Genomic DNA, 22,767 nt, shown 5'->3' with positions numbered 1-22,767 from the left:
AAAGGCGGGGCAGGAGTGCACGATGCGTCACGGGCGCGCGCCGGGGCGCGCATAAGTGGCTGTGCAACCCTTCTTTCGGTTTCCACGTCTGACAAGTAACGACAGACCGCGACTGTTTGCGACTGACCCTGAAAGCAGGGGGTAACCGACCCGACGAGGACAGAGGAGAACATGCGCGACGAGAGCACATCGGGGGACACGGCACCGAAGCGGCACCGAGGCGGTGGCGGTCGGCGTCGCAAGCCGCGCGACAAGCGCCGCAAGGTCCTCGTCATCACCGCGTGGACCGCGGCATCGGTGATCGTCCTCGGCGGTGCGGGCCTCGGCTTCGTGTACTTCAAGCTCAACGGCAACATCAAGGGCGTCGACATCAACGCGGCGCTCGGCACGGACCGCCCCAAGAACGTCGACAACGGCTCGCAGGACATCCTCGTCCTGGGCTCCGACTCCCGCTCGGGCGACAACGCCAAGTACGGCAAGGACGAGGGCGCCGCCCGCTCGGACACGGCGATGATCGTGCACGTGAACAAGGGCCACAAGACGGCGAGCGTCGTCTCCATACCCCGCGACACGCTCATATCCCGCCCCGAGTGCAAGACGGACGACGACCGGACGGATCCGGGCGGCGAGCGCCAGATGTTCAACACGGCGTACGAGGTCGGCGGCCCCGCCTGCGCCGTCAAGACCGTGGAGAAGATGTCCGGCATCCGGATGGACCACTACGTAGAGGTCGACTTCACGGGCTTCAAGAAGCTCATCAACACCCTCGGCGGCGTCGAGATCACCACCAAGAAGGCCATCCACGACAAGGACAGCCATCTGGACCTCGGCGCGGGCACGCACCAGCTCACCGGCGAGCAGGCACTCGGTCTCGTCCGCACCCGGCACGGCGTCGGCGACGGCAGCGACCTCGGCCGCATCCAGCTGCAGCAGGCCTTCATCAAGGCCCTGCTCAAGCAGGTCGAGGACGTCGGTGTCTTCAGCAACCCGAAGAAGCTCTACGACCTCGCGAACGACGCGACCAGCGCCATCACCACCGACTCCGACCTGAACGACGTCAAGAGCCTCGCGAGCTTCGCGAGCGGGCTCAAGGGCATCGGCGGGGGCGACATGAAGATGGTCACGCTGCCCATCCAGTACGACCCCAACGACCCCAACCGCGTCCTGCCCCTGGAGAAGGCCGACCAGCAGGTCTGGGCGGCGCTCAAGGCCGACAAGGCCATCCCCAAGTCCGCCACCGAGAAGTCCGCGGGCGACAAGGGCGACGCGAGCGACGTCGTGAAGTAGCGGCGAACAGCGACAGACGGCGGCAAGCAGCGCCGTTCGCGGCCCGCCGGGAATAGAACGGAACCCACCCCGGTTTGGGCAGATGCGACCAGTCCTGGCAGACTGGTCCGTCGGTCCCGGTTCACGTACGAGCAATCCGCGCGTACGACCCGGAGCCCTCCCGAAACTAGGAGACACCTTGAAGCGCGAGATCCACCCCGAGTACACCGAGACCCAGGTCAGCTGCACCTGTGGCGCCGAATTCACCACCCGCAGCACGATCTCCAGCGGCACCGTCCGCGCCGAGGTCTGCTCGGAGTGCCACCCGTTCTACACGGGCAAGCAGAAGATCCTCGACACCGGTGGCCGCGTGGCCCGCTTCGAGGCCCGCTTCGGCAAGGCTGCCGCCGCCAACAAGTAGCGAGCCACTGCGCCGGTCTTCGGCCGCCCTCGGGAGGGGGCGGTTGGGACCGGCGCTTTGCCGTCTGACGCAGCAGCCATTTTTCGCGTAGAACCTTCGCGTAGAAACGCAGAAAACCAGGAGACCCCGATGTTCGAGGCGGTCGAGGAACTGATCGGCGAGCACGCCGATCTGGAGACGAAGCTCGCGGACCCCTCGGTCCACGCCGACCAGGCCAACGCGCGCAAGCTCAACAAGCGCTACGCCGAGCTGACCCCGATCGTCTCGACGTACCGCGCCTGGAAGCAGACCGGCGAGGACATCGCGACGGCCCGTGAACTGGCCGCGGAGGACCCCGAGTTCGCCGCCGAGGTCAAGGACATGGAGAAGCAGCGCGAGGAGATCACCGAGAAGCTGCGGCTCCTCCTGGTGCCCCGCGACCCCAGCGACGACAAGGACGTCATCCTTGAGGTCAAGGCGGGCGCGGGCGGCGACGAGTCGGCGCTCTTCGCGGGCGACCTCCTGCGCATGTACCTGCGGTACGCGGAGCGCGTCGGCTGGAAGACCGAGATCATCGACGCCACCGAGTCCGAGCTGGGCGGCTACAAGGACGTCCAGGTCGCCGTGAAGACCAAGGGCGGCAACGGCGCGACCGAGCCGGGACAGGGCGTCTGGGCGCGGATGAAGTACGAGGGCGGCGTGCACCGCGTGCAGCGCGTGCCCTCGACCGAGTCGCAGGGCCGGATCCACACCTCCGCCGCCGGCGTCCTGGTGACGCCCGAGGCCGAGGAGGTCGACGTCGAGATCCTCGCCAACGACCTGCGCATCGATGTCTACCGCTCGTCGGGCCCCGGCGGCCAGTCGGTCAACACCACCGACTCCGCGGTGCGCATCACGCACCTGCCCACCGGAGTCGTGGCCTCCTGCCAGAACGAGAAGAGCCAGCTGCAGAACAAGGAGCAGGCGATGCGTATTCTGCGCTCCAGGCTCCTCGCCGCGGCTCAGGAGGAAGCGGAGAGCAAGGCCGCGGACGCCCGTCGCAGCCAGGTCCGCACCGTCGACCGCTCCGAGAAGATCCGGACGTACAACTTCCCGGAAAACCGGATCTCGGACCACCGCGTCGGCTTCAAGGCGTACAACTTGGACCAGGTGCTCGACGGGGACCTCGACGCGGTCATCCAGGCCTGCGTCGACGCGGACTCGGCAGCCAAGCTCGCGGCAGCCTGAGACCCGACCGCACCCGCCCATCGCTCAGCTCAGCCCCGGAGGACCAGCGTGAACCTGCTGCTCGCGGAAGTGGCCCAGGCCACCCAGCGGCTGGCCGACGCCGGCGTGCCCTCGCCGCGCAACGACGCGGAGGAGCTCGCCGCCTTCGTGCACGGCGTGAAGCGGGGCGAGCTGCACTCCGTCAAGGACTCGGACTTCGACGCCCGCTACTGGGAGACGATCGCGCGCCGTGAGGCCCGCGAGCCGCTCCAGCACATCACCGCGCGCGCCTTCTTCCGCTACCTCGAACTGCAGGTCGGCCCCGGTGTCTTCGTACCGCGCCCGGAGACCGAGTCGGTCGTCGGGTGGGCCATAGACGCCGTGCGCGCGATGGACGTCGTCGAGCCGCTCATCGTCGATCTCTGTACGGGTTCCGGCGCCATCGCGCTCGCCATGGCCCAGGAGGTCCCGCGCTCGCGGGTGTACGCCGTGGAGCTGTCCGAGGACGCCCTGAAGTGGACGCGCAAGAACGTCGAGGGATCCAGGGTCAAGCTCTCCCAGGGCGACGCGCGCGACGCCCTCCCCGAGCTCGACGGCCAGGTCGACCTCGTCGTCTCGAACCCGCCGTACATCCCGCTCACCGAGTGGGAGTACGTGGCTCCCGAGGCCCGCGACTACGACCCGCAACTCTCGCTCTTCTCCGGCGAGGACGGCCTCGACCTGATCCGCGGCATCGAGCGCACCGCACACCGCCTCCTGCGGCCCGGAGGTGTCGTCGTCATCGAGCACGCCGACACCCAGGGCGGCCAGGTGCCGTGGATCTTCACCGAGGAGCGGGGCTGGGCCGACGCGGCCGATCACCCCGACCTCAACAACCGGCCGAGGTTCGCGACCGCCCGCAAGGCGATGCCGTGAGCACTCCCACTTCAAGCCAGCCGTTCGTGTACGAGGAGGCCCGCTAGATGGCACGGCGATACGACACCAATGACGCGACCGACCGTACGACCGGTCTGCGCGAGGCCGCGTCGGCCGTCCGCCGTGGCGAGCTGGTCGTCCTGCCCACCGACACCGTCTACGGCATCGGTGCCGACGCCTTCACCCCGGAGGCGTGTGCCGACCTGCTCGACGCCAAGGGCCGGGGCCGCAACATGCCCACGCCCGTCCTCATCGGCTCCCCGAACACCCTGCACGGCCTGGTCACCGACTTCTCCGAGTCGGCCTGGGAGCTCGTCGACGCCTTCTGGCCCGGTGCGCTGACCCTGGTCGCCAAGCAGCAGCCGTCGCTCCAGTGGGACCTCGGGGACACCCGTGGCACCGTCGCGATCCGGATGCCGCTGCACCCCGTCGCCATCGAGCTGCTCACCGAGGTCGGCCCCATGGCGGTCTCATCGGCGAACCTCACCGGGCACCCCTCCCCGGAGGACTGTGACGCCGCTCAGGAGATGCTCGGAGACTCCGTCTCCGTGTACCTGGACGGCGGCAGGACGCCCGGCATCATCCCCTCCTCGATCGTGGACGTCACCGGCAAGGTGCCCGTACTGCTGCGCGCGGGTGCCCTGGACGCGGAGGAGCTCCGCAAGGTGGTACCCGACCTCGAGGTGGCGAATTGACAGCCCCTGAGACGGGGCGTGGCATAGCGGCTTCTCCCGACTCGTTCCGCATCCTCCACGTCAGCACCGGCAACGTGTGCCGCTCGCCGATCACCGAGCGGCTGACCAGGCATGCCCTGGCCGACCGCCTGGGCGATCCCTTCACCGGTGGTCTGATCGTGGAGAGCGCGGGTACGTGGGGGCACGAGGGCGCCCCCATGGAGACCAACGCCGAGGCGGTGCTCGCGGACTTCGGCGCGGACGCCTCCGGGTTCAAAGGGCGCGAGCTCCTCGACGAGCACGTCATCCGCGCGGACCTCGTCCTGACGGCGACCCGGGACCACCGGGCGCAGGTCATCTCGATGGGCCACTCGGCCGGGCTTCGCACGTTCACGCTCAAGGAGTTCACGCGCCTTGTACGGGCCATAGACCCGGCGACCCTGCCGGACCCCGACGGAGGTGTCGTGGAGCGGGCCAGGGCCCTGGTACGGGCCGCCGCGGCGCTGCGTGGCTGGCTCCTGGCGCCCACGGCCGAGGCGGACGAGGTGTACGACCCCTATGGGGCGCCGCTGCCCTTCTTCCGCTCGGTGGGTGACGAGATCAACGAGGCGCTCGATCCGGTGGTGACGGCGCTGACGGGCGTGCGGGCCAAGGCGTAAACCTTTCTGTGCACGGTGGGCGGATCATCCGCCCGCGACACCGCGCGGGCACCGTGTGGCGGGCCTACATTGAAGAGACCCTCAAGAGAGGGCCCTCATCGGAGGGACTCTCCTGGGAGGGACCCTCACTCCTCGCGAGGCCCGGAGCCGAAGATGCCGGTCAGCACCGCACCCACCGCCGCGTCGACGGCGCCCGCTGACTTCGCCGCGCTCCGCCGCGCGGATCCCCAGATGGCGGAGATCCTCCTCGCCGAACAGGACCGCCAGGGGTCCTGCCTCCAGCTCATCGCCGCCGAGAACTTCACCTCGCCCGCGGTGCTCGCCGCCCTCGGCTCCCCGCTCGCCAACAAGTACGCCGAGGGGTATCCGGGCGCCCGCCACCACGGCGGCTGCGAGCTGGTGGACGTCGCGGAGCGCATCGCCATCGACCGCGCCAAGGCCCTCTTCGGCGCCGAGCACGCCAACGTGCAGCCGCACTCCGGCTCCTCCGCGGTCCTCGCCGCGTACGCCGCACTGCTGCGCCCCGGGGACACCGTCCTGGCCATGGGCCTGCCGTACGGCGGCCACCTCACGCACGGCTCGCCCGCGAACTTCTCGGGGCGCTGGTTCGACTTCGTGGGCTACGGCGTCGACCCGGACAGCGGCCTCATCGACTACGACGAGGTGCGCTCCCTGGCCCGCTCGCACCAGCCGAAGGCGATCGTCTGCGGCTCCATCGCCTACCCCCGGCACATCGACTACGCGGCCTTCCGCGACATCGCCGACGACGTGGGCGCGTACCTCATCGCCGACGCGGCCCACCCGCTCGGCCTGATCGCCGGGGGAGCGGCCCCCAGCCCTGTGCCGTACGCCGACGTCGTGTGCGCCACGACCCACAAGGTGCTCCGCGGCCCGCGCGGCGGCCTGATCCTGTGCGGGGCCGAGCTCGCTCCACGTATCGACCGGGCCGTGTTCCCCTTCACGCAGGGCGGCGCGCAGATGCACGCGATCGCCGCGAAGGCCGTCGCGTTCGGCGAGGCGGCGACCCCGGCCTTCACCGCGTACGCCCACCAGGTCGTCGCGAACGCCCGCGTTCTGGCGGAATCCCTCGCTGCGGCGGGCTGCGCGATCACCACCGGCGGCACCGACACCCACCTGATCCTCGCCGACCCCGCGCCCCTGGGCGTCGACGCGCACACGGCCCGGGGCAGACTCGCCGCCCGCGGCCTCGTCCTCGACACCTGCGCCCTGCCCCGCGCCGACGGCCGCGGACTGCGACTCGGAACGGCCGCCGTCAGCACACAGGGCATGAAGGACGCGGAGATGGTACGGATCGCGGGGCTCGTCGCCGAAGCGGTGCGCGATGAATCCAAAGACGTGAAGGGCTCGAAAATACGAGAGGAAGTGCGTGAACTGGTGGGCAGATTTCCGCCGTATCCGGCCTAGGCCGGGGCAGGTGCGTCAAGGAACCGCACGTACTCGTGCAACCATCGTCGCTACCCGGAAGTCCCCAACCATATGCGCGCAGAGCTAGTGTGTGGGGCTGAGATGGCCAGCGACACCTGTGGGGAAGCCCGTGCGTGAATACCTCCTGACGCTCTGCATCACGGCCGCGGTGACTTATCTGCTGACCGGCCCGGTGCGGAAGTTCGCGATCGTGGCCGGCGCCATGCCGGAGATCCGCGCCCGCGACGTACACCGGGAGCCCACGCCCCGGCTCGGCGGCATCGCGATGTTCTTCGGGCTGTGCGCCGGTCTGCTTGTCGCCGACCACCTGCCGAACCTGAGTGACGTCTTCGAGCGGTCGAACGAGCCGCGCGCGCTGCTCTCCGGTGCCGCGCTGATCTGGATCATCGGCGTCCTCGACGACAAGTTCGAGATCGACGCCCTGATCAAGCTGGGCGGCCAGATGATCGCGGCGGGCGTCATGGTCCTCCAGGGCCTGACGATCCTGTGGATCCCGGTCCCCGGCTACGGCATGGTCCTCCTGGACCAGGGGCAGGGCACGCTCCTGACGGTCGCGCTCGTCGTCATCACCATCAACGCGGTGAACTTCGTGGACGGCCTCGACGGCCTCGCCGCGGGCATGGTGTGCATCGCGGCGACGGCGTTCTTCCTGTACGCCTACCGCATCTGGTACGGGTACGGCATCGAGGCCGCGGCCCCCGCGACGCTCTTCGCCGCGATCCTGATGGGCATGTGCATGGGCTTCCTGCCGCACAACATCCATCCCGCCCGGATCTTCATGGGGGACTCGGGCTCGATGCTGATCGGCCTGGTCCTCGCCGCGGGTGCGATCTCCGCCACAGGTCAGATCGACGGCGACGCCCTGAGCCTGAACTTCGGAGGCGCCCGCGATGCCACGCACGCGATGCTCCCGGTCTTCATCCCGCTCCTGATGCCGCTGACGATCATCGCGATCCCGTTCGCCGACCTGGTCCTCGCGATCGTCCGGCGTACGTGGAACGGAAAGTCGCCGTTCGCCGCCGACCGCGGTCACCTCCACCACCGTCTCCTGGAGATCGGCCACTCCCACAGCCGTGCGGTGCTGATCATGTACTTCTGGTCGGCGCTCATCGGTTTCGGCACGGTGGCCTACTCGGTCCACTCGGCCAGCATGTGGATCCTGTTCGTGATCGTCGCCCTGAGCGCGGTGGGTCTCGTGCTGCTCATGCTGCCGCGGTTCACCCCGCACATCCCGCGCTGGGCCGAGGCCTTCGTGCCGCCGCGTTACAGGCGGCGCGGGGGAGCCGCGGCGGATGTCTCCGCGACGGACGAGGCGGATGCGACGGACGAGCCCGACGCGGAGGCGGACGACCGTCCTCCGGTCGGGTCAGGCGTCAACGGAGCGACGGCCGTTGGCACCCGCTCGCGCTTCGAAGATCGGCGCAAGGCCGGTTCGTCGAGTTGACCGCTGGCGTCAAACTTGCCCAATACCAGACAAGTTGCCGCGCTGCGTGCACAGACGCGCGGATTAACTCTCATGTGTGACGGCCAGCACACCTGCGAGGTAAAGACCTCATCAAATAGTTTGTGATACCGTTCACGAAACCAGGGGATAGAGCCGAAGGACCGTAGTGCGACGGTCTATTGGCCCGAGGTACACCCTCGACCCCGGACTACGCTCGTCCATGACGACACCCTGCCCCCATCAGTAAGCGGAGCGCCGCCATGCCGTCTCAAGACACCCGAACTCTCCTCCAGTCCGCCGTACCTACTGCTGCTGTCGGCGCGATCGCCGCCGTGGTCAGTGGTGTGGTCGCGGGTGGCAAGGGGGCGCTCGGTGCTGTCATTGGTGCTGCGGTGGTCATTGCGTTTATGGGGCTCGGAATGTTCATCCTGCAGCGGACGGCGAAATCGCTCCCGCAGCTGTTCCAGGCGATGGGCATGATGCTCTACGTCGCCCAGCTTCTGCTGCTCCTCATCTTCATGAGCCTGTTCAAGGACACCACGCTCTTCAATCCCAAGGCCTTCGCCGTCGCGCTCGTCGTGGCGACCGTTGCGTGGATGGCTTCGCAGGCTCGTGCGCACATGAAGGCCAAGATCCTTTACGTTGAACCCGACTCCGAGCAGAGCAACAAGCCGGAGAACTCGGGGTCATCGACGTGAGGGGTAGGGCCGGGATAAATGCGCGATCGAGATACTGCTATCGTCCGGTGCCAACTGCGGCACTGCTGGCGCGGGCATCTGAGCTGACGCCTGCACGATCGCGAGGCTCGATGCCTGAACGCCGCGCCCACATCCGAAACACCAGTCTGGTGCCGAACCGCGGCTGCGCGCCGCGCCGACACGACAACGAGGTTGCCGTACCTATGCGTCACGCCGAAGGAGCCCGCGGTGAGTGCTGACCAAACTGAGCTCGCCTTTGACTGGAGCTGTCGGATCATGTCCGACAACGGCTGTGGCTTCCCGGCTCCGGGCTTGCACTCGTTCCTCTTCAAGCCGATCTTCGAGGTCGGCGGGTTCGAGTTCAACAAGGTCATGCTGCTCGCCCTGTTGACCACGCTCGTCGTCATCACCTTCTTCTACGCCGCTTTCGGCAAGGCGAAGGTTGTTCCGGGCAAGCTGCAGATGGCGGCCGAGGCCGGTTACGACTTCGTACGCCGCGGCATCGTCTACGAGACGATGGGCAAGAAGGACGGCGAGAAGTACGTCCCCCTCATGGTCTCGCTGTTCTTCTTCATCTGGATCATGAACATCTGGTCGGTCATTCCACTGACCCAGTTCCCGGTGTCCTCGATCTTCGCGTACCCGGTGGTCCTCGCGGTCATCGTGTACTTCATCTGGGTGCCGCTCACCTTCAAGAAGCACGGCTTCGTCGGTGGCTGGAAGAACATCACCGGTTACGACAATTCGCTCGGTCCGATCAAGTGGCTCGTGTCGTTCATCGAGTTCTTCTCGAACCTCCTTGTGCGCCCCTTCACGCACGCGGTGCGACTCTTCGCCAACATGTTCGCCGGTCACCTGATGCTGGTGATGTTCACCGTCGCCTCCTGGTACCTGCTGAACAGTTTCCTGATCCCGGCCGCCGGTGTCTCGTTCGTGATGACCATGGCCATGATCCTCTTCGAGCTCTTCGTGCAGGCTGTTCAGGCGTACGTCTTCGTGCTCCTTGCCTGCTCGTACATTCAGGGCGCTCTCGCCAAGCAGCACTGAGCACCCCCCGTAGTAACCCCCTAAGCGCCCGGTGGCCAACCCCCACCGGTCCATGAAAGAGAAGGAAGTAACGGCATGTCCGCGACTCTCGAACTCGCCGCCGTCACCGGTGACATCAAGGCCCTCGGCTCCATCGGCTACGGTCTCGCCGCGATCGGTCCCGGCATCGGTGTTGGCATCGTCTTCGGTAAGGGCACCGAGGCCCTGGCCCGTCAGCCCGAAGCCGCCGGCCTGATCCGTGCCAACCAGATCCTTGGTTTCGCCTTCTGTGAGGCGCTCGCCCTCATCGGCATCGTCATGCCGTTCGTCTACGGCTCCTGATCGCCGAAGACGATTAGCCCCGTTCGACGAAAGGCAATGATGTGATCGCCAACCTGGTACAGCTGGCGGCCGAGCACGCGGAGGAGCAGAACCCGCTCATCCCGCCCGGCCCCGAGCTGCTCGTCGGCGCCATCGCCTTCGCCATCGTCTTCTTCTTCTTCTGGAAGAAGCTCCTCCCGAACATCAACAAGGTTCTGGACGAGCGCCGGGAGGCGATCGAAGGCGGTATTGAGAAGGCCGAGGCCGCTCAGACCGAGGCCCAGAGCGTTCTTGAGCAGTACAAGGCTCAGCTCGCCGAGGCACGGCACGAGGCCGCGCGTCTGCGCCAGGAGGCGCAGGAGCAGGGCGCCACGCTCATCGCCGAGATGCGCGCCGAAGGCCAGCGGCAGCGCGAGGAGATCGTCGCCGCCGGTCACACGCAGCTCGCCGCCGACCGCAAGGCCGCCGCGCAGTCGCTGCGTCAGGACGTGGGCCAGCTGGCCACCGACCTGGCCGGCAAGCTCGTCGGTGAGTCCCTTGAGGACTCCGCACGGCAGAGCCGCACGATCGACCGTTTCCTCGATGACCTCGAGGAGAAGGCCGAGGCTGCTCGATGACAGCCCACGGAGCTAGCCGCGAGGCCCTGGCCGCCGCGCGCGAGCGTCTTGACGCGCTGATCGACAACACCTCGGTGGACGTGCGGCAGCTCGCGGACGAGCTGGCCCAGGTCACCGCGCTGTTCAACCGCGAGGTCTCACTGCGCCGGGTCCTGACCGACCCGTCGCAGGCCGGTGAGGCCAAGGCCGAGCTCGCCGGGCGGCTGCTCGGCGGGCAGGTCAGCGGTGAGACCGCCGACCTGGTGGCCGGCCTGGTCCGCTCGCGCTGGTCGCAGTCGCGTGACCTGGTGGACGCCCTGGAGGAGCTCACCAACCTCGCCGAGCTGACCGGTGCGCAGAAGTCCGGCGCGCTGGACGACGTCGAGGACGAGCTGTTCCGGTTCGGCCGGATCGTCTCCTCGAACACCGGCCTGCGTTCCGCGCTGACCGACCGCGCCGCCACGGGCGCGGCCAAGAGCGAGCTGCTGCGCAGCCTGCTCGGCGGCCGTGCCGACGCGGTGACGGAGCGGCTCGTCGAGCGCCTTGTGACCGCGCCCCGTGGACGTAGCCTGGAAGCGGGACTCGAGTCCCTGTCCAAGCTTGCCGCGGACCGCCGGAACCGCATGGTCGCCGTCGTCACTTCGGCTGTTCCGCTTTCGGACCAGCAGAAGCAGCGCCTCGGTGCCGCCCTCGCGAAGGTCTACGGCCGCCAGATGCACCTGAACCTCGACGTGGACCCCGAGGTCCTCGGCGGGATCACGGTGCAGGTCGGCGACGAGATCATCAACGGCAGCATCGCGGACCGACTCGAGGACGCGCACCGCCGCATGGCGAGCTAGTAGTAAATCAAAACGTTGTCATTACGGCCCTAGTTGGGCCGTGCAGAGGATTCACCTCTTACTTGGGGGGAGTCCCCAGACCCCCAAAGTGAAACTTCGGGCCCAACAAGGAGAGCAGGGAACCCAGATGGCGGAGCTCACGATCCGGCCGGAGGAGATCCGGGACGCACTGGAGAACTTTGTCCAGGCGTACAAGCCGGACGCGGCCTCGCGCGAGGAGGTCGGTTCGGTCACCGTCGCCGGTGACGGTATCGCGAAGGTCGAGGGCCTCCCCTCGGCCATGGCCAACGAGCTGCTGAAGTTCGAGGACGGCACCCTCGGTCTCGCCCTCAACCTTGAGGAGCGCGAGATCGGCGCCGTCGTACTCGGCGAGTTCAGCGGCATCGAAGAGGGCCAGCCGGTCACCCGTACCGGCGAGGTCCTGTCCGTCGCGGTGGGCGAGGGCTACCTCGGCCGCGTCGTCGACCCGCTCGGCGCCCCGATCGACGGCCTCGGCGAGATCGAGACGTCCGGCCGCCGCGCCCTTGAGCTGCAGGCCCCCACGGTCATGGACCGCAAGTCGGTCCACGAGCCGATGGAGACCGGCTACAAGGCCGTCGACGCGATGACCCCGATCGGCCGTGGCCAGCGTCAGCTGATCATCGGCGACCGCCAGACGGGCAAGACCGCCCTGGCCGTCGACACGATCATCAACCAGCGCGACAACTGGCGCTCGGGCGACGTGAACAAGCAGGTGCGCTGCATCTACGTCGCCGTCGGTCAGAAGGGTTCCACCATCGCCTCCGTGCGCGGTGCCCTCGAAGAGGCCGGCGCGCTTGAGTACACGACCATCGTCGCCGCCCCGGCGTCCGACCCGGCGGGCTTCAAGTACCTGGCGCCCTACACCGGTTCGGCCATCGGCCAGCAGTGGATGTACGAGGGCAAGCACGTCCTCATCATCTTCGACGACCTCTCGAAGCAGGCCGACGCCTACCGCGCCGTGTCCCTGCTGCTCCGCCGCCCGCCGGGGCGCGAGGCCTACCCGGGTGACGTCTTCTACCTGCACTCGCGTCTGCTCGAGCGCTGCGCGAAGCTCTCGGACGAGATGGGCAAGGGCTCGATGACGGGTCTGCCGATCGTCGAGACGAAGGCGAACGACGTGTCGGCGTTCATTCCGACCAACGTCATCTCCATCACCGACGGCCAGTGCTTCCTTGAGTCGGACCTCTTCAACGCCGGTCAGCGCCCCGCGCTGAACGTCGGTATCTCCGTCTCCCGTGTCGGTGGCTCCGCACAGCACAAGGCGATCCGCCAGGTGTCGGGCCGCCTCCGCGTGGACCTCGCCCAGTTCCGTGAGCTCGAGGCGTTCGCCGCCTTCGGTTCCGACCTGGACGCCGCGTCGAAGGCCTCCCTCGAGCGCGGTTCGCGCATGGTCGAGCTGCTCAAGCAGGCTCAGTACCAGCCGATGGCCACCGAGGACCAGGTCATCTCCATCTGGGCCGGCACCACGGGCCGCATGGACGAGGTACCGGTCGCCGACATCCGGCGCTTCGAGCGCGAGCTGCTCGACTACCTGCACCGCAAGGAGCAGGGCCTGATGACCTCCATCAAGGAGGGCGCCAAGATGTCCGACGACACGATCACGGCCATCGCCGACGCCGTCGCCGAGTTCAAGAAGCAGTTCGAGACCTCGGACGGCAAGCTGCTCGGCGAGGACGCTCCGGCTGCCGTCGACGCGTCCAAGTGACGACGGAAGGGACCTGACTCATGGGAGCCCAGCTCCGGGTCTACAAGCGTCGCATCAAATCCGTCACCGCGACCAAGAAGATCACCAAGGCGATGGAGATGATCGCCGCCTCGCGTGTCGTCAAGGCACAGCGCAAGGTGACCGCCTCCATGCCGTACGCGACCGAGCTGACCCGCGCGGTCACCGCGGTGGCCACGGGTGCCAACGACAAGCACCCGCTGACCACCGAGGCCGAGGCTCCGACCCGGGCCGCTGTCCTGCTCCTTTCGAGCGACCGCGGTCTGGCCGGCGCCTTCAACTCCAACGCCATCAAGGCCGCGGAGAAGCTCACCAAGAAGTTGCAGGACGAGGGCAAGGAGGTCGACACGTACATCGTCGGCCGCCGTGGCATCGCGCACTACAACTTCCGTGAGCGGAAGATCGCCGGGCAGTGGACGGGCTTCACCGATGCCCCTTCCTACGCGGATGCCAAGACGATCGCCGCGCCCCTGATCGAGGCCATCGAGACGGACTCGGCCGAGGGCGGCGTGGATGAACTCCACATCGTCTACACCGAGTTCATCTCGATGATGACGCAGGAAGCGACCGGTTCCCGGCTGCTCCCGCTCAGCCTCGAGCAGGTCGCGGAGGAGGCGGGCACGACGGACCAGGCCCGCCCGCTGTACGACTTCGAGCCGTCGGCGGAGGACGTCCTCGACGCCCTCCTGCCGCGCTACGTCGAGAGCCGTATCTACAACGCGCTGCTCCAGTCGGCTGCTTCCAAGCACGCCGCCACGCGCCGCGCGATGAAGTCGGCGACCGACAACGCGGGTGACCTGATCAACGCTCTCACCCGTTCTGCCAACGCGGCCCGCCAGGCCGAAATCACCCAGGAAATCAGCGAGATCGTCGGTGGCTCCAGTGCCCTGGCCGACGCTTCTGCGGGGAGTGACAAGTAATGACGACCACTGTTGATACGGCCGTTGCCACGGGCCGCGTCGCCCGGGTGATCGGCCCGGTCGTCGACGTGGAGTTCCCCGTCGACGCGATGCCGGACATCTACAACGCGCTTCACGTCGAGGTGGCCGACCCGGCCAAGGACGGCGAGAAGAAGACGCTGACGCTCGAGGTCGCCCAGCACCTCGGCGACGGCATCGTCCGCGCCATCTCCATGCAGCCCACCGACGGCCTGGTCCGCCAGGCCGCGGTGACCAACACGGGCGAGGGCATCACCGTCCCCGTCGGTGACATCACCAAGGGCAAGGTGTTCAACACCCTCGGTGCGATCCTGAACGAGCCGGAGGCGGAGGCTCAGGTCACCGAGCGCTGGCCGATCCACCGCAAGGCCCCGGCCTTCGACCAGCTCGAGTCCAAGACCGAGATGTTCGAGACCGGCCTGAAGGTCGTCGACCTTCTCACCCCGTACGTCAAGGGTGGAAAGATCGGTCTGTTCGGTGGAGCGGGCGTCGGCAAGACCGTCCTCATCCAGGAAATGATCATGCGTGTGGCCAAGCTGCACGAGGGCGTTTCCGTGTTCGCCGGTGTCGGCGAGCGCACCCGTGAGGGCAACGACCTCATCGACGAGATGCAGGAGTCGGGCGTTCTGGACAAGACCGCCCTGGTCTTCGGCCAGATGGACGAGCCGCCGGGCACGCGTCTGCGCGTGGCCCTCGCCGGTCTGACCATGGCGGAGTACTTCCGCGATGTGCAGAAGCAGGACGTGCTGTTCTTCATCGACAACATCTTCCGCTTCACGCAGGCCGGTTCCGAGGTCTCGACGCTGCTCGGCCGTATGCCCTCCGCGGTGGGCTACCAGCCGAACCTCGCCGACGAGATGGGCCTCCTCCAGGAGCGCATCACCTCGACGCGTGGTCACTCGATCACCTCGATGCAGGCGATCTACGTCCCCGCGGACGACCTCACCGACCCGGCCCCGGCCACGACCTTCGCGCACCTCGACGCGACGACCGTGCTGTCGCGTCCGATCTCGGAGAAGGGCATCTACCCGGCGGTCGACCCGCTGGACTCGACGTCCCGCATCCTGGACCCGCGCTACATCGCGCAGGACCACTACGACACCGCCATGCGTGTCAAGGGCACCCTGCAGAAGTACAAGGACCTCCAGGACATCATCGCGATTCTCGGCATCGACGAGCTCAGCGAAGAGGACAAGCTGGTCGTTCAGCGCGCCCGTCGCGTCGAGCGCTTCCTGTCGCAGAACACCCACGCCGCCAAGCAGTTCACCGGTCTTGACGGTTCGGACGTGCCGCTGGAGGAGTCGATCACCGCGTTCAACGCGATCATCGACGGCGACTACGACCACTTCCCCGAGCAGGCGTTCTTCATGTGCGGTGGCATCGAGGACCTGAAGGCGAACGCCAAGGAACTCGGCGTCTCCTGAGTCTGTGACTCCCGGGAGGGGTGGGCGCGTCCCGCCCCTCCCGATACGCCCACTAGAATTTGACCCAACACCCGGCGAAGCCGCCGGGTGGTGACCCGAGGAGCCACCCTTGGCTGCTGAGCTGCATGTCGAGCTGGTCGCCGCGGACCGTAGCGTCTGGTCCGGCGAGGCCACCCTGGTCGTCGCGCGCACCACGTCCGGCGACATCGGCGTCATGCCCGGTCACCAGCCGCTGCTCGGTGTGCTGGAGTCGGGCCCGGTGACCATTCGTACGAGTGACGGCGACACTGTCGTCGCTGCCGTCCACGGAGGATTTGTCTCCTTCGCGGACAACAAGCTGTCACTGCTTGCTGAGATCGTCGAGCTGTCGGACGAGATCGATGTACAGCGTGCGGAGCGGGCGCTCGAGCGCGCGAAGTCGGAGGCAGACGCCTCCGCCGAGCGTCGTGCGGACGTCCGACTGCGGGCGGTTTCGTCGCGCTGAAACCTGCGCGACGGCGTTGACGTGACTCAGCCGCGGCCAGGTCCGGAGCAATCCGGACCGGGTCGCGGCTGAGGCAATGCGGGTGCAATTCTGTTGGTCCGTTTCGAAGAGGCGAGGAGGTCGGTGCCGATGATCCTCACTCTGCTCGTGTGCGGACTCGTGTTGGTCGTTCTGGTGTTGGTGGGGCTCTTCGTCTTCGGACTGAGGCGCCGGCTCATCCAGCGCTCCGGCGGCACCTTCGACTGCAGCCTGCGCTGGGACGCCCCGGAGAAGGGCGACACCTCCGGCAAAGGCTGGGGGTACGGCGTCGCCCGCTACAACGGCGACCGGATCGAGTGGTACCGCGTCTTCTCGTACGCCCCCCGGCCGCGCCGGGTCCTCGAACGCTCGGCCATCGAGGTCGTCGACCGGCGCGCTCCGGACGGCGAGGAGGAGCTCGCGCTGCTCTCGGACGCGATCGTGCTCGGCTGTCTGCATCGAGGCGTGCGCCTTGAGCTGGCGATGGGCGAGGACGCGCTCACCGGGTTCCTGGCCTGGCTGGAGGCGGCGCCTCCTGGCCAGCGGGTCAACGTGGCGTAGTCCTCATGGCGGTATACCGGCAGCACGCGATGAAGACGCCGGGAAGACAGACGAAGACGCCGGGAAGACAGATGAAGAAGCCGGGAAGACAAGGGGCGAACTTGTCTTCCCGGCTTCGTCTGTGCGGGACGGCTGTTACTTCAGACCGTCGTTGATGGCAGAGACCAACTCGCCGTTGGCGGTGTCACCGCTGAACTCCCAGAAGAAGGCGCCTCCCAGGCCCTGCTGCTTCGACCAGGCCATCTTGCTCTTGACCGTCGCCGGGGTGTCGTACGACCACCAGTTGGTTCCGCAGTGGGCGTAGGCCGTACCGGCGATCGTGCCGTTGGAGGGGCAGGAGTTCTTCAGGACCTTGTAGTCCTCGATGCCCGCCTCGTACGTGCCGGGCGCCGCGCCGGTGGCCGTGCCGCCCGGCTCCTTCTGCGTCACGCCCGTCCAGCCGCGGCCGTAGAAGCCGATGCCGAGCAGGAGCTTGGCGGCGGGGACGCCCTTGGCCTTCAGCTTCGTGATCGCGTCGGCGGAGTTGAAGCCCTCCTTCGGGATGCCGGAGTAGGAGGTGAGCGGGGAGTGCGGGGCGGTCGGGCCCTTGGCGTCCCAGCCGCCGAAGAAGTCGTACGTCATGACGTTGAACCAGTCCGCGTACTGCGACGCGCCGCCGTAGTCGGCCGCGTCGATCTTGCCGCCGTTCGAGCCGTCAGCGGTGATGGCGGCCGTGACCAGGTTGTTCTTGCCGAACTCGGTGCGGAACGCCTGCACCATGGTCTTCATGGTGGCCGCGCCGCTGGTGTCGCAGGTCAGGCCGCAGGCGTTGGGGTACTCCCAGTCCAGGTCGATGCCGTCGAAGACGTCGGCCCAGCGCGGGTCCTCCACCAGGTCGTGGCAGGACTTGGCGAAGGCGGCCGGGTTCTTCATCGCTTCGGTGAAGCCGCCGGACCAGGTCCAGCCGCCGAAGGACCAGAGGACCTTGAGGTTCGGGTGCTTGGCCTTGAGCTTGCGCAGCTGGTTGAAGTTGCCGCGCAGGGGCTGGTCCCAGGTGTCGGCGACGCCGTCGACGGACTGGTCGGCGGTGTAGGCCTTGTCGTAGTCGGCGTAGGAGTCGCCGATGGTGCACTTGCCGCCCTGGACGTTGCCGAAGGCGTAGTTGATGTGGGTGATCTTGGAGGCGGAGGCCGACGTGTCGATGTTCTTCACGTGGTAGTTGCGGCCGTAGACGCCCCACTGGGCGAAGTAGCCGAGCTTGACCTTGTCACCGGGGCCCGGACCCGGGTCGCCGCCGCCCGTCGTGTGGACCTTGACGGCGCCGGAGGCCGGTCCCGTCTGGTCCGCGGTGTCGCGGGCCTGGACCGTGTACGAGTAGTCGGTGCCGGCGGTCAGGCCGCTGTCGGCGTACGAGGTGCCGGTCACGGTCGCGACCTTGGAGCCGTCGCGCAGGACGTCGTAGTTCTTGACGCCCTTGTCGTCGGTGGCCGCCTTCCAGGCGAGCTTCACCGAGGTGTTGGTGATGTCGGACGCGGTGGGAGCGCCGGGTGCCGACGGCGGGTTGTCGCCGGGAACGCTGCCGCCGTCACAACTGCCGCCGTTGAGCGTGCAGTTGGCAGGGGAGCCGGGGCCCGAGCCGTTGAACCCGAAGGAGACCGAGGCGCCGGGGGCGAGCGTCCCGTTCCAGCCGAGGTTCTTGGCGGTCCAGTGGTTGCCGGAGTTGGTGACGGTGGCGTCCCAGGCGGAGGTCACCTTCGTGCCGGTGGGGAAGTCCCACTCGACGTTCCAGGAACTGATGGAGGTCGTACCGGTGTTCTTGACGGTCCACTTGCCTTCGAAGCCGCTGCCCCAGTCCTGGGTCTTGGCGTACGTGGCGGTGGCCGCGGGGGCGGCTTCCGGCGCGGCTTCGGCGGGACCGCCGAGTGCGACGAGGGTGGCGAGCGGGAGCAGCAGGGTGGTGAGGCCTGCCACGGCTCTGTGTCTGAAGCGCAAGGTGCGCAAGGTGTGCTCCTCGGGTGAGATCCGGGGGGTCATAGGGGTGGATCCCTGCGCCGCCCGTGAGCACGTGGAACACGTGGGGGAGTGCTCACCGCAGTGCGGTGAGAATAGAAAGGTCTGGACCAGCGGTCAAGAGGTCTGAACCATTGGCCGGATCGCGCCGGTCCGGCACACCGGATCCGGTCTCACACGCCCAACTCCTGAGCGAGAACCGCGGCTTGCACCCTGCTGCGCAGCTCCAGCTTCCCGAGGAGTCGGCTGACGTGGGTCTTCACCGTCGCCTCCGCCATGGCCAGACGGCCCGCGATCTCCGCGTTCGAGAGTCCTTCGCCGAGGCAGGCGAGCACCTCGCGCTCGCGGCGGGTGAGGGTGTCGAGGATGGCGGGATCGGGTCCGTTCTCGCGGCGTGGCGGCCTGGTGTTCCTCGGGGCCGCGAACTCGGCGATCAGACGCCGTGTGACGGCCGGGGCGATCAGGCCCTCGCCGCGGCCGACCGTACGGACCGCGTCGAGCAGGTCCTTGGCCTCGGTGTTCTTCAGGAGGAACCCGGAGGCGCCCGCGCGCAGCGCGCCGAAGACGTACTCGTCGAGGTCGAAGGTGGTCAGGACGAGCACGTCCGAGAGCCCCTCGGTGACGACCTGCCGGGTCGCGGAGACCCCGTCGAGGCGGGGCATCTGGATGTCCATGAGCACCAGATCGGGCCGCAGCTCACGGGCGAGCGCCACCGCCTCCTCGCCGTCCGACGCCTCGCCGACCACCTCGATGTCCGGCGCGCTGCGCAGGATCAGGACGAGTCCCGCCCGTACGGCGGACTGGTCCTCGACGACGAGCACTCGGATCATTCGGTCACTCCTTCGTCAATGGGATCGAGGTCTGAGGGGTCCACGGGCAGGGTCGCGCGTACGTTCCAGATCTTCCCGTCGTGGAGGGCGTCGCTGCTCTCGGGCCCCGACTCGAAGGTGCCGCCCAGGAGTTCGGTGCGTTCCCGCATGCCGACGAGACCGGCTCCGGAACCCGGCGCGCGGGGGCCGGAGGCGGAGCCGTAGGGGCTGGTCACGCGGACTTCGAGGGCGTGCCGCCGCTGGGTGAGTGTCACCGTCACCGGGCCGGGCGACGCGTGCTTGAGGGCGTTGGTCAGGGACTCCTGGATGATGCGGTACGCCGCGAGCTCGACCGGGGCGGGCAGCTTGGAATCGTCCGGGGCGCGGGTGTCGTCGAGGGTGACGTCCAGACCATTGGTACGGGCGTTGCCGACCAGGGTGCCGAGGCCGTCCAGGGTGGGCGAGGCCGCGGGCTCCCGGTCGTCACTGGAGTCCCGGAGGATCCCGATGAGGCGGCGCATCTCGGCCAGGCCCTCGACGCTGTTCTCGCGGATGACGCAGAGCGCGTCCTTGGTGGTCTTCGGGTCGTCGAGGGAGAGCGCGGCCGTGGAGTGGATGGCGATCGCCGAGAGGTGGTTGGCGACCATGTCGTGCAGCTCACGGGCCATCCGCGCGCGTTCGCCTGTGACGGCCTGCACGCGGTCCATCTCGGCGAGCAGCGCGGTCTGTTCGGCCCGCAGGCGTGCGGCGACGGCGGCCTCGCGGTGGGTGCGGACGAGAACGCCGGTGGTCGCGGGAGCGAAGGAGACCAGGCCGGTGAGGACGCCGATGAGGATCGCCTGCGGATCCCTGAACCAGGCCAGGAACCCGATCGTGACCGCCACCGTGATCAGCCCCGTGGTGACCGGGATGCGCCGGGCCGCGGCCGGAGTCCCGTACACCACGGCCGCGTACATGATGTCCGTGAACATCAGGACGGACGCCAGGTTGCCCGCCGTGAACTGGTCGGCGATCAGCGCGAGCGTGCCGACGACCAGGGCGGTCTGCGGATTGCTCCTGCGCAGCAGCTCCAGACCCGCGAGGACGAAGAGGGGGATCAGCGCCCAGGTGCCGCCGAGCAGCCAGTCGTCGTCCGTGCGCGTGTACAGCCCGAGACCCCACAGCGCGAGCCCGGCGAGCACGCTGCCCACGGAGATCTGAACGTCGACGCGGTGCGGGCGGGGCAGGGGCAGGGCCATGCGTCCATCCAACACGGCGCGCCGGGGCGATGCCTGATCCTGGGGGAGGAACTGCGCCCTACATCGAAGGATGCAGTCCCACTTCGTCACTGACGACGATGATCCGCGGCCGGTCCGGCGGGAGCCTGGAGAGGTGACCGAGAGGAGCGAACCGTGATCGTCACACTGATCGTCATCTGCGAGGCCGGCTTCTGGGTGCTGCTGGCAGGCGGCCTCGCTCTGCGCTACGCGGCGAAGATGCCGCGCGCCGGTGTCGCGGTGCTGCTGTGCGAGCCGATCCTGGAGGTCGTCCTCTTCGTCGTCACCGCGATCGACCTGAAGAACGGCGCGGAGCCCGACTGGAAGCACGGCCTCGCCGCCGTCTACATCGGCTACTCCATCGCACTGGGCCACTACACGATCAAGTGGGTGGACGTCCGCGTCGCCCACCGCTTCGCGGGCGGCCCGCCGCCGTCCACCCCCAAGTACGGCACGGCCCGTGCCGTCCACGAGTGGAAGATCGCCGCCCGCTGGGTGCTTGCCGCCCTGATCGCCATGGCGCTCCTCCAGGGAGCGGTCTGGTACGTCGGGGGTGACGGGGACATCGGCTCGCTGCGGATGTGGCAGCAGCGGATGCTGTGGCTGATCGGCATCAACGTGATCATCGCGGGGACGTACACGCTCTTCCCGAAGAAGGCGCCTGTCGACCGGACCGGGGTGGGTGTCTAGCGCTCCCCGCCCGGGACCCACAGCACGTCTCCGACCTCCTTGTTGGCCGTACGGGCCAGGATGAACAGGAGGTCGGAGAGGCGGTTCAGGTACGTCGCCGTCAAGGGGTTCATGACCTCCCCGTGCACCTCGAACGCGGCCCACGTGGACCGCTCGGCCCGTCGCACGACCGTGCACGCCTGGTGCAGCAGCGCCGCACCAGGCGTGCCGCCCGGCAGGATGAAGCTGCGCAGCTTCTCAAGATCGTCGAGGAAGCTGTCGCAGTCCGCCTCCAGCTTGTCGATGTAGGACTGCTCGACGCGCAGCGGCGGGTACTTGGGGTCCTGGACGACAGGCGTGGACAGGTCGGCGCCCACGTCGAAGAGATCGTTCTGGACCCGGACCAGGACCTTCACGACCTCTTCGTCGAGCCGACCGAGGGCGATCGCCGTGCCGATGGCCGCGTTGGCCTCGTTGGCGTCGGCGTACGCCGAGATCCGCAGATCGGTCTTGGCGGTCCGGCTCATGTCACCGAGGGCCGTCGTGCCCTGGTCGCCGGTCCTGGTGTAGATGCGCGTCAGATTGACCATGAGGTCAGCCTAGTTACGCGCCCGCCTTCCGGAAGACACGTGTGCCCACCGTCACGGACCCGAGCGTGAGAGCGGCGGCCATCAGGACGCCGTACAGCATCGCCGTACTCGCGTACTGGCCCAGGTAGGCGGCCCGCACCGCGTCCACGAGATAGCGGAACGGCATGAAGTGCGAGAGCACGTCCAGCCAGCCCGGCGCGAGCGCCATCGGCAGCATCAGGCCGGAGAGCAGCATCGAGGGCATGCTGACCGCGTTGATGACGGGGCCGAACTCGTGCGCCTTGGAGACGAGCAGGGCGAGCGCGTACGAGAGGGACGCGAGGACGACCGTCAGGACGCCCACGAACGCGAAGCCGATGAGGACGCCGGCGAGCGGCGCCCGCAGCCCCATCACCACGGCCGCGAGCACGAGCAGCACCGACTGGAAGACGAAGAGCACGGCATCGCGGAGCACCCGCCCCAGAAGCAGCGCGAGCCGGCTGACCGGCGTCACCCGCATCCGCTCCACCACGCCGAACTGCTTCTCGATGATGATCGCGAATCCGCTGTACGAGGCTCCGAACAGGCCGAGTTGGAGCAGCAGACCCGGCACGAGCACCTGCCAGGAGTCGCCGCGCGAGCCGAGCGGCAGGTCGGTCAGGAGCGGGCCGAAGAAGAGCAGATAGAGCAGCGGCATCAGGACGCCGAAGAGGATCTGGAACTTGGAGCGCAGGGTCTGCCGGGCGTACCGCCCGAAGATCAGCGCGGTGTCGGAGAGAAACGCAGACATGGGTGAGGTCCTGGGGGTCGAGGGCT

Annotated in this window: 24 protein-coding genes; 19 read left to right on the top strand and 5 right to left on the bottom strand. The window is 68.1% G+C overall.

Annotation, left to right across the window (positions count from 1 at the left end; all coding sequences use genetic code 11):
- The first annotated feature begins 171 nt into the window (after window positions 1-171).
- The 18 genes from ACFVXC_RS09125 to ACFVXC_RS09040 all read left to right on the top strand — a co-directional run bounded on the left by ACFVXC_RS09125 (window position 172) and on the right by ACFVXC_RS09040 (window position 16,659).
- A complete protein-coding gene (locus ACFVXC_RS09125; RefSeq protein WP_389903151.1) occupies window positions 172-1,287 on the top strand; it encodes an LCP family protein in 1,116 nt (371 codons plus the stop codon).
- 178 nt (window positions 1,288-1,465) lie between these two features.
- Window positions 1,466-1,687: a 50S ribosomal protein L31 gene (rpmE, locus tag ACFVXC_RS09120; RefSeq protein ID WP_389903149.1), complete on the top strand. Its 222-nt coding sequence runs from the start codon at window positions 1,466-1,468 to the stop codon at window positions 1,685-1,687.
- Window positions 1,688-1,816: 129 nt separating this feature from the next.
- On the top strand, window positions 1,817-2,893 hold the full coding sequence (gene prfA / locus ACFVXC_RS09115; protein ID WP_389903146.1) for a peptide chain release factor 1: 1,077 nt from the start codon (window positions 1,817-1,819) through the stop codon (window positions 2,891-2,893).
- Window positions 2,894-2,941: 48 nt separating this feature from the next.
- A complete protein-coding gene (gene prmC, locus ACFVXC_RS09110) occupies window positions 2,942-3,787 on the top strand; it encodes a peptide chain release factor N(5)-glutamine methyltransferase (protein WP_383278520.1) in 846 nt (281 codons plus the stop codon).
- Between the two features lie 47 nt (window positions 3,788-3,834).
- Complete coding sequence (locus ACFVXC_RS09105; RefSeq protein ID WP_389903143.1) at window positions 3,835-4,482, top strand: L-threonylcarbamoyladenylate synthase; 648 nt, start codon at window positions 3,835-3,837, stop codon at window positions 4,480-4,482.
- Entirely contained in the window at window positions 4,479-5,120 is a 642-nt protein-coding gene (locus ACFVXC_RS09100; protein ID WP_389903140.1) for a protein-tyrosine-phosphatase, read from the top strand. The genes ACFVXC_RS09105 and ACFVXC_RS09100 overlap by 4 nt, the downstream gene beginning before the upstream one ends.
- Before the next feature lie 153 nt (window positions 5,121-5,273).
- On the top strand, window positions 5,274-6,545 hold the full coding sequence (gene glyA, locus ACFVXC_RS09095) for a serine hydroxymethyltransferase (RefSeq protein ID WP_389903138.1): 1,272 nt from the start codon (window positions 5,274-5,276) through the stop codon (window positions 6,543-6,545).
- A gap of 130 nt (window positions 6,546-6,675) precedes the next feature.
- Complete coding sequence (locus ACFVXC_RS09090; RefSeq protein WP_389903135.1) at window positions 6,676-8,010, top strand: MraY family glycosyltransferase; 1,335 nt, start codon at window positions 6,676-6,678, stop codon at window positions 8,008-8,010.
- 260 nt (window positions 8,011-8,270) lie between these two features.
- Window positions 8,271-8,708, top strand: coding sequence for a hypothetical protein (locus ACFVXC_RS09085; RefSeq protein ID WP_389903133.1), 438 nt, complete (start codon window positions 8,271-8,273; stop codon window positions 8,706-8,708).
- Window positions 8,709-8,984: 276 nt separating this feature from the next.
- Complete coding sequence (atpB, locus tag ACFVXC_RS09080) at window positions 8,985-9,755, top strand: F0F1 ATP synthase subunit A (protein ID WP_389904380.1); 771 nt, start codon at window positions 8,985-8,987, stop codon at window positions 9,753-9,755.
- A gap of 75 nt (window positions 9,756-9,830) precedes the next feature.
- Window positions 9,831-10,076 (top strand): ATP synthase F0 subunit C, encoded by a 246-nt coding sequence (atpE, locus tag ACFVXC_RS09075; RefSeq protein ID WP_190081937.1) that lies wholly within the window; start codon window positions 9,831-9,833, stop codon window positions 10,074-10,076.
- A gap of 41 nt (window positions 10,077-10,117) precedes the next feature.
- Window positions 10,118-10,672 (top strand): F0F1 ATP synthase subunit B, encoded by a 555-nt coding sequence (locus ACFVXC_RS09070; protein WP_389903130.1) that lies wholly within the window; start codon window positions 10,118-10,120, stop codon window positions 10,670-10,672.
- Window positions 10,669-11,490: a F0F1 ATP synthase subunit delta gene (locus ACFVXC_RS09065; RefSeq protein WP_389903127.1), complete on the top strand. Its 822-nt coding sequence runs from the start codon at window positions 10,669-10,671 to the stop codon at window positions 11,488-11,490. The genes ACFVXC_RS09070 and ACFVXC_RS09065 overlap by 4 nt, the downstream gene beginning before the upstream one ends.
- A gap of 127 nt (window positions 11,491-11,617) precedes the next feature.
- Window positions 11,618-13,216, top strand: coding sequence for a F0F1 ATP synthase subunit alpha (atpA, locus tag ACFVXC_RS09060; protein ID WP_389903124.1), 1,599 nt, complete (start codon window positions 11,618-11,620; stop codon window positions 13,214-13,216).
- Between the two features lie 20 nt (window positions 13,217-13,236).
- Complete coding sequence (locus ACFVXC_RS09055) at window positions 13,237-14,154, top strand: F0F1 ATP synthase subunit gamma (RefSeq protein WP_389903122.1); 918 nt, start codon at window positions 13,237-13,239, stop codon at window positions 14,152-14,154.
- Complete coding sequence (gene atpD / locus ACFVXC_RS09050; RefSeq protein ID WP_389903120.1) at window positions 14,154-15,596, top strand: F0F1 ATP synthase subunit beta; 1,443 nt, start codon at window positions 14,154-14,156, stop codon at window positions 15,594-15,596. The genes ACFVXC_RS09055 and atpD overlap by 1 nt, the downstream gene beginning before the upstream one ends.
- Before the next feature lie 109 nt (window positions 15,597-15,705).
- Complete coding sequence (locus ACFVXC_RS09045) at window positions 15,706-16,080, top strand: F0F1 ATP synthase subunit epsilon (protein WP_389903119.1); 375 nt, start codon at window positions 15,706-15,708, stop codon at window positions 16,078-16,080.
- Between the two features lie 129 nt (window positions 16,081-16,209).
- Window positions 16,210-16,659, top strand: coding sequence for a DUF2550 domain-containing protein (locus ACFVXC_RS09040; protein ID WP_389903116.1), 450 nt, complete (start codon window positions 16,210-16,212; stop codon window positions 16,657-16,659).
- Between the two features lie 135 nt (window positions 16,660-16,794).
- On the opposite strand, the gene ACFVXC_RS09035 is transcribed toward ACFVXC_RS09040, so the two are convergent.
- From ACFVXC_RS09035 to ACFVXC_RS09025, 3 genes are all read right to left on the bottom strand, one after another.
- A complete protein-coding gene (locus tag ACFVXC_RS09035; protein ID WP_389904378.1) occupies window positions 16,795-18,630 on the bottom strand; it encodes a glycosyl hydrolase family 18 protein in 1,836 nt (611 codons plus the stop codon).
- A gap of 191 nt (window positions 18,631-18,821) precedes the next feature.
- Window positions 18,822-19,478 (bottom strand): response regulator, encoded by a 657-nt coding sequence (locus tag ACFVXC_RS09030; protein WP_389903113.1) that lies wholly within the window; start codon window positions 19,476-19,478, stop codon window positions 18,822-18,824.
- Window positions 19,475-20,695, bottom strand: coding sequence for a sensor histidine kinase (locus tag ACFVXC_RS09025; RefSeq protein ID WP_389903110.1), 1,221 nt, complete (start codon window positions 20,693-20,695; stop codon window positions 19,475-19,477). The genes ACFVXC_RS09030 and ACFVXC_RS09025 overlap by 4 nt, the downstream gene beginning before the upstream one ends.
- Before the next feature lie 153 nt (window positions 20,696-20,848).
- On the opposite strand from ACFVXC_RS09025, the gene ACFVXC_RS09020 reads away from it, so the two are divergent.
- A complete protein-coding gene (locus ACFVXC_RS09020) occupies window positions 20,849-21,403 on the top strand; it encodes a hypothetical protein (RefSeq protein WP_389903107.1) in 555 nt (184 codons plus the stop codon).
- Here the strand turns inward: ACFVXC_RS09020 and ACFVXC_RS09015 are convergent.
- Window positions 21,400-21,972, bottom strand: a complete 573-nt coding sequence (locus ACFVXC_RS09015) for a cob(I)yrinic acid a,c-diamide adenosyltransferase (RefSeq protein WP_389903105.1) — start codon at window positions 21,970-21,972, stop codon at window positions 21,400-21,402. The genes ACFVXC_RS09020 and ACFVXC_RS09015 overlap by 4 nt on opposite strands.
- A 13-nt stretch (window positions 21,973-21,985) precedes the next feature.
- Window positions 21,986-22,741: an ABC transporter permease gene (locus ACFVXC_RS09010; protein WP_389903103.1), complete on the bottom strand. Its 756-nt coding sequence runs from the start codon at window positions 22,739-22,741 to the stop codon at window positions 21,986-21,988.
- Between the last annotated feature and the right edge of the window lie 26 nt (window positions 22,742-22,767).

The sequence above is a fragment of the Streptomyces sp. NPDC058257 genome, assembly GCF_042881845.1.
Classification (GTDB): Bacteria; Actinomycetota; Actinomycetes; order Streptomycetales; family Streptomycetaceae; genus Streptomyces.
This window is presented reverse-complemented; position numbering and strand designations above follow the sequence as displayed.